This is a genomic window from Streptomyces laculatispora, assembly GCF_017353455.1.
Lineage (GTDB): Bacteria > Actinomycetota > Actinomycetes > Streptomycetales > Streptomycetaceae > Streptomyces > Streptomyces laculatispora.
In genome coordinates, this window is the sequence record NZ_JAFMPZ010000421.1 from 1 (window position 1) to 6724 (window position 6724).

A 6724-nucleotide genomic window follows, 5' to 3' on the forward strand; every position below is an offset into this window, starting at 1 on the left:
CAAGACCAGCAGCCGGGCGCGCGGCCGGTCCGCAAGCCGCCCGGCGAGGAGCACGACGAGGAAGGCGCCGAGCAGGGACCAGCGCAGGGCAGCTGGTCCGGCACGCTCTCCCTGCGCTCCGGAGGCGAGGACGATCATCGCCAGCCCCGCGCACACCATGGCCTCCGGCCCATTCGGCGACGGTCATCCCGACGTCGAGGAGCCGGGCGGCGACCACGGCGGTGACAGCGGGACTGGCCGCGAGCGAGGCGCATGCAGGGGCATCGACCGCAAGGCGACGATCTGGAGGAGGAACGCGAGACCGGCGACAGAGCGCCACCGGCGCAGAGCGCGCAACAGCAGCACCGGGTCGACGCCGGAGCCGGAGCCGGTCTCCACGGCACGTGCGGCGATGGCCTGGAGAACGGAGGCCGTGCCCAAGCAGCAGGCCCGAAGCGAGTGCGCACACCATCCCCGAGGACACGGGAAGGGCGGTGGGCCAGAGCTCGGCCAAGAGCCGGGGGCAGGCCGACGACCACGGGGGGTACACGCGTACGGGAATACCGGGACCGTGCGCGGTCCCGGTCAGCGGCCGGGCGGCGGGTACATCGACCGACCCGATGTACTCCTGGGTCTCCTCGTCCGGGAGCCGGACCGACTACGCCCAGTAGTAAATCAGCAGACTGAACAGCGCAATGATCGCCATGTCGCACCACAGGGGCAGGGCGCCGGTCGCGCCGCAGGATACCGACGCGGCCGGCCCGCCGCTGCAGTAGCCGCCCTGCCAGGAGATCAAGCCCAGGCCGCGCGCATTGGTCCGTTCGAAGACCGCGGGCACATAGCCGTTGCGGGAGAGGCCGTACGACACCCGGGAGGTGGCGGTGGTGTAGATCAGGCCCGTGCCGGTCGGCGAGACGACCACGTCGACGCAGATCAGCGCGGCGAGCCGGCCGAGCCCGGCGGAGAGGGCGAGTCCGGCGGAGAGGGCGAGTCCGGCGAACGGCCCCGCCTTGTCGGCGAAGCGTGCGGCGGCAAGTCAGGTGCGGGGCGGCCGGGGGCGCTGGACCTGATCGCGGTAGCGATCTTCATCGCCCCGGCAGGTGCAGCACGTCTCTCCACACAGCCCGGTCGATGGTCCGGCCGGGTTGCTGACCCCGTTCGTCCATGCCGGCACCAACCCGGCCGCTGGGACGACCCCCGGATCAGGCCCACTGGACCACTTTCAAGGACGCATCCAGGTGTTCCTGGGAGTTTCCTCGGTGACCGCGGCTGGGGTGCCTGGGCGCGAAACCGCAGTCCAGGTCGCCGCGCATGCGCCTGCCAGGACTGCGCGTTACCTTCATCTAGGAGGAAGATTCGCCCCGATACGACCACGTTCGAGCCGCTTTGGTGGCCGTGTCGTGCCGGAGACAACGGGCACACGGTCCTTCGGCGCGGACCTGGAACGAGAGGCTTGATTCCATGCCCACTCCGCGAGTACGTGCACTGACAGCGCTGGCGGCGGCCGCAATGGCCGCTCCCCTGAGCCTGACAGGCCTGAGCACCCAGGCCCAAGCGCAGACCGGCTCACCCTCACCGAGCCCTTCGGCCACCGGCACAAGCACAACGGAGATCTTCGGATCCGGCTGCTCGTCCCTGCCCAAGACCGGCGCCGGCAGCGCAGCCGTCATGGCCAAGCAGCAGGTCATCGCCGCCGCCACCGGCAACCCCCAGTTGAGCCAACTGGTCTCCTACGTCAACCGCGCCAAGATCGCCAACACGCTCAACACAGCGAAGAACATCACGCTGTTCGCACCGACCAACGCCGCCTGGCAGAAGCTGTCCGCCTCGCAGCGCAACACTCTGGTGAACAACCCCACGCAGCTGAAGAAGGCCCTCACCTACCACGTGGTGAACCAGCACATCACGCCCGCCCAGCTCCCCAACGGGTCGTTCACCACCAAGGAAGGCTCCAAACTCACCACCTCCGGCTCGGGGACCACCTTCAAGGTCAACAACACCGCCCACATCGTCTGCGGCAACATCCCCACCGCCAACGCCACCGTCTACCTGGTAGACACCGTCCTGATGCCGCCCAAGTGATCGAACAGAACCCGGACCCCCGAGACGGTGCCACCGCCATCCACACGATGGAGAGGGGCGCCGTCTCGGCAGGACGAGGGGACTCGCAGCAAACGGCGTGCTCTGCACGACGCCCTGAGGGCTGTCCCGTAATCCCTGGCGGGCGCGCGACGCAGCCGGCACCTCGCCGCGTTGCCGGAACATCCGCATACATCCAGTGTGCGGATCCCTCCGCTGTGATGCACCGCATGCAACGCCGCGCGCTGATCCACCAAGTACTGCGGGACGACCCTTAGCCTCGTGTCGGTGCACATCGGAAACAAGGCGTCAGGACGCGAACCGGCGCTCGATCACAGGCTCGAGTATGGTTCCGGGTACCCCTTGGCTACCAGCCCCACGGCGGAGAACGCTACCGCCGAGTACGGGAGTGGAAGGGCGGGCGGCGAGGCCGGCCACCTGGGCGGGCCCTGCAACCCGGTCGCGGCCGATCCCTCCATCTCCAAGTGGCGCGTGCCTCTCGCCGTAACCGCCGTCGCAATCCCCCTCTACGGTCTGTGGGCGGCGCTTTTCGCTACCGGAGGAGGCGATCTCGCGGCTCAGCTGGCGTGGGCCGGGTTCATGGCGCGCCACCCCGGATCCGCTTACAACCTGTCGTGGCACGGCGGCATAGACATCTTCAACTACAGCGTCCTCGCCCCGGTGGCGATGGCGACGTTCGGTGTCAGGACTGTGTCCGTGGCAGCCGGGCTCGCCGGGACGTGGGCTCTAGCGGCCTTGTTTTTCCGGGCGAAGGTCCGGGGCGCACTATGGGCCGCGCTGCTGGGAGCGCTGGCTGTGTGGTGCAACGTGGCATCCGGACGGACCACGTTCGCGCTGGGCGCGGCCGTCGGGCTACTGGCACTTCTCGCACTCCAAATCTCGCATAGACGTGTGGCGATGGTGACGTGCGCGGTGCTGGCCGCTCTCAGCGCGTGTGCAAGTCCGGTCGCCGGCGTCTTCCTCACTGTGGCCGGTGCCGCGTATCTGCTGGACCGGCAGTGGGCGAAGGCGGCCTCACTCATCGCTCCGCCGATCGTGCTGACCGGCGCGGTCACACTGCTGTTCCCCTTCTACGGCGAACAGCCCATGCCCAGGGACAAGCTGTGGGTTCCACTGACCCTCTGCGCGGCCCTGTGGTGCGCTGCGCCTCACGGATGGCGCCTCGTGCGCTGCGGCGCGGTCGCCTACGCCGTCGGCGTCCTTGCAACGTTCTCCCTCGCGTCGCCGATGGGCGCGAACGTCGACCGGCTGGCCATACTCGCAGGACCCCCTGTTCTCCTTGCGGCGTTGTTGACCCACCTCCCGATCCGCGCGCCGCGTCACGCCCTCCCCCACGCCGTACTGGCGGCCATGCTGGCCACCTGCGCAGCCTGGATGATCAGTAACACATACGACGATGTGACTGCCTCCAGCCCCTTGCCGTCGTGGGCCGAACACACCGACGGGGTGATCGCCGCGCTCGCCCGACTGCACGCGGACCGCACTCGCGTCGAGGCCGTCCCCACCGGTAACCACCGCGAGGCATACCTTCTCGCCCCGCACGTCAATATGGCACGCGGCTGGAACCGCCAGCTCGACGTCGAGCGTGGCCACCTCTTCTACGACGGTACATTCAGCGCCGCGAAGTACCGTGCCTGGCTGGATCGTTGGGCAGTGGGCCTGGTCGTCGTGGCAGCCGGCCGCCCCGACGACGCCGGCCTCGCCGAAGCCAACCTGGTCAAGAACCCACCGGGCTGGCTCAAGCGCGTATGGCGAGACAACGGCTGGGTCATCTACCGCCTGCAAGAACCCGAACCACTGGTGTCCGCTCCGGCAACTGCCCTCCATACCAACGAAGCCGGCCTGGTCGTACACATGCCGTCGCCAGGGTCAACCATTGTACGAATCGCCTACTCCCCTTGGCTCAGCGCACCAGGTGCGTGCGTCGAACGCGCTGGTGCCTGGACTCGGCTCACGGCCCCCGGACGAGGTGACTACCAGCTCGGCTCTGCCTATCGCCTCCCAAGACTGAACGGCTGCGGCTGAACGTCGGGGCGGTACGGACAACTGGGCCCTAAACGCTCGGATTTTGGACACCGGAGAGACTTGGATTTTGACGTTCCAGGAGAACGGCGTCCAAGATCCGGGGTCAGGATGGCGCGTGCCGTTTCGGGGTCCGGCGCCCGGACCAAGGCTGCCGTGCCCAGCCAGATGGCGCCCTCGTCGGACAGCAGCGGCCCGTAGGCGATCAGCTCGTCCCGGTCGGGCGGCACCGCGAGGACGGCGGCCCGGCCCGTGCCGAGGCCGAACACCAGGTACCGGTTGCCGCCGCTCCGGCCGCCCGGGAAGTCCCACATGGTGCGCCCCAACGTGTTGCGCCACCGTCGCAGCAACACGTCCCGGCAGACGCCCGCCTGGTAGCCGGGCTCGTCGGAGGCGAACGCGCGGGCAGCGGCGGGATGAGGCAGGTCGACGATGTGCACGCTGCCGGTGGGTGTGTCGCCGTCATCGGCGAGGGTCGGGCCCCGGGCGATCATCTCCTTCGTGTACCGGTCCATGTAGGACCAATGCTCTTCCAGCAGCTCAACACGCTGCGCCAGGGAACCGGGTCGGTCGCGGTGGCAGCAGAGGAACTCCATGCCCAATGGATTTCGTCTGGGAGGTATCAGGTCGAGCGGGTTTCACTGCGATGGCTGCTCGGCAGCCTCATCCAGAAGCACGGGTACCGACTCCGCACAGCGGTTGCTTCTTCTCGTCGACGCCGAAGTACAGCGGGTCGGCGCCGTGAGTGAGGGCCTATTCGAGCCGACGGTCGACTCGCAGCCTCTCGAAGGCGGCGGTGAGGTTGCGGGTAGCCCGGGTGGTTCAGAGAGGGCTGCCGGGCCGAGTTCGACGGCGGTCTGTTGGCAGCAGGTGGGGGGGGTGGGCCTCCGTGCAGGCGGAGCCCGCAGCGATTCGAGCACCACCGTCCGGCGGCATCAGGAGGTGCCGTGTCCGCGGCAGCTGTCCCGGTAAGGCAGCCCCGGGGCGTACTTCGCCCCCGTCTCGCGGTTGAACCCTTGGCCCGCCAGCTTGCACGCCATGCCGATGGGGTTGGCGCTGAGGGCCGGGAGAGAGGCCAGGTCCCAGATCTGGGCCGTTGTGCCACGGGCGATCACGGCCAGATGGCCGTCAGGGCTGAAGGAGAGAGTCGCCAGCTTCTCCTTGAGGTCGGAGATCTTGGCGGCGACGTGGCTCTGGCGGGGGTTGCCGATGTCCGCGACCAGGACGTCACCGGATTCAGTGGTGGCGGTCAGCAGGTTGCCGCCGGAGTGGAAGACGGGATCGAGGGTGCCATCCCGTTCGTCGCCGGACAACCCGCCGACCGGCCGCCGCGTGTCCGAGGAGCTGATGCCCACAATCCCACGTCTCTGCTCGCGACAGATGTACTGGACCCGGCCCCCGCCGCTGGGCTATTCCGCGGGCGCCTTGTGGCACCCGGTGACGTCTCGTGCGCGCGGGCGCGTTGACTGGCCCGTCACCGACGGAAGGCCCCCGAGAGGGCGCGGTGCGCCTTGTGGACCAGGCCGCGGGCCGTCAGACGGAGCTGCGCACCGGCGCACGGCCCGTTGAAGAGGATGAAGTCGTCGAAGGTGTGCACCCCGGGTCGGTCGGCGACCGCGTGAGCCGCGTCCCGCACCGCGATCAGATGACTAACCGTCATCTGCAGCTCGCGCTCGTCTGGTTGGTAGCGCGCGCCGAGCGGGAAGTCCACGCCCGGACGGGCGGTGAGCTCGATGTGGCAGCCCAGGACGTGAGTCACCGGCCGGGTCCGCGTGAAGTCCACCAGTCGCTCAAGGGTCGCGGTGAACTCCGCGAAGTCGAAGGCGTAGAGCCGGCCCGGGTAGACGGTGTCGCCGGTGAGCAGTACGCCCGTCCACGGGTCGTGGATCGTCACGGCCGCCCGGTGGTGGCCCGGCGAACCGATCACCTCCAGGACTCGGCCGCCGAGGTCGAAGTCGATGGTCTCCCGCGGCCAGGAGGTGAAGCCGAAGAACTGCTGGACCGCCTCCAGTTCCCGGGCCACCACCGTGGTCCGGGGCCGGTCGGCGAACTGGGCGTCGGCGGCGACGTGATCGCCATGCCCGTGCGTGTGGGCCACGACCAGCTCGTAGCCCGGGCGCGGGTGCTCGCGCAGCCAGGCGTCCACCAACTCGTCGACGGTGGCCCGCAGCGGGAAGCGGGCCGGGTCGGCGGTGGCCCCGGTGTCCAGCAGCAGGGCCCGCTCGTTGCCGAAGAGCAGGTAGATGAAGGGCGCCTCGTAGTTGACGGTCTTGCTCTGGCGCAGGACGAAGGTGTGCTCGTCGTAGGCGTGCACCTGGATGAGCGGCTCGGCGCCGTCGGCCTTGGAGCGCGCGCCGTGGTTCCAGTGCACGTCGAGGCTGCCGGTCACCGGCGCGTTGCGGGTGAAGTCGATCGGGTCGACCGTGTTGCCAGTGGTCATCGGTGCTGTCCCCCAGGTCCGTGTCGGCAGACGGCGAGGCCGCCGTGATCAAGGCGCAGTGGCGCGCGATCCTGGCCTCGTACCTGGCGAGGGACGCCGCCGAGGTCCAGGGCGCCGCCCCGGACGCACACGCCGACGACCGGCGACACGTCCGCTACTTCACGGCGGCCTCGCCGTCTGCCG

5 protein-coding genes and 2 pseudogenes are annotated in these 6724 nt (G+C 69.3%); 2 read left to right on the forward strand and 5 right to left on the reverse strand.

Annotation, left to right across the window (positions count from 1 at the left end):
• Positions 1 to 451, reverse strand: a pseudogene (locus J1C73_RS35070) (hypothetical protein); the annotation flags it as partial.
• A gap of 93 nt (positions 452 to 544) precedes the next feature.
• A pseudogene (locus J1C73_RS21105) lies at positions 545 to 1000 on the reverse strand (hypothetical protein); the annotation flags it as partial.
• A 440-nt stretch (positions 1001 to 1440) separates the two neighbouring features.
• Between J1C73_RS21105 and J1C73_RS21110 the strand changes: the two are divergent.
• A complete protein-coding gene (locus J1C73_RS21110) occupies positions 1441 to 2061 on the forward strand; it encodes a fasciclin domain-containing protein (RefSeq protein ID WP_207317791.1) in 621 nt (206 codons plus the stop codon).
• A 489-nt stretch (positions 2062 to 2550) separates the two neighbouring features.
• A complete protein-coding gene (locus J1C73_RS21115) occupies positions 2551 to 4104 on the forward strand; it encodes a hypothetical protein (RefSeq protein WP_207317795.1) in 1554 nt (517 codons plus the stop codon).
• Here the strand turns inward: J1C73_RS21115 and J1C73_RS21120 are convergent.
• The 3 genes from J1C73_RS21120 to J1C73_RS21130 all read right to left on the reverse strand — a co-directional run bounded on the left by J1C73_RS21120 (position 4071) and on the right by J1C73_RS21130 (position 6541).
• A complete protein-coding gene (locus tag J1C73_RS21120) occupies positions 4071 to 4697 on the reverse strand; it encodes a YciI family protein (RefSeq protein ID WP_207317792.1) in 627 nt (208 codons plus the stop codon). The genes J1C73_RS21115 and J1C73_RS21120 overlap by 34 nt on opposite strands.
• A 339-nt stretch (positions 4698 to 5036) precedes the next feature.
• A complete protein-coding gene (locus J1C73_RS21125) occupies positions 5037 to 5414 on the reverse strand; it encodes a hypothetical protein (protein ID WP_207317793.1) in 378 nt (125 codons plus the stop codon).
• Between the two features lie 161 nt (positions 5415 to 5575).
• Positions 5576 to 6541, reverse strand: coding sequence for an MBL fold metallo-hydrolase (locus J1C73_RS21130; RefSeq protein WP_207317794.1), 966 nt, complete (start codon positions 6539 to 6541; stop codon positions 5576 to 5578).
• Positions 6542 to 6724 lie beyond the last annotated feature (183 nt).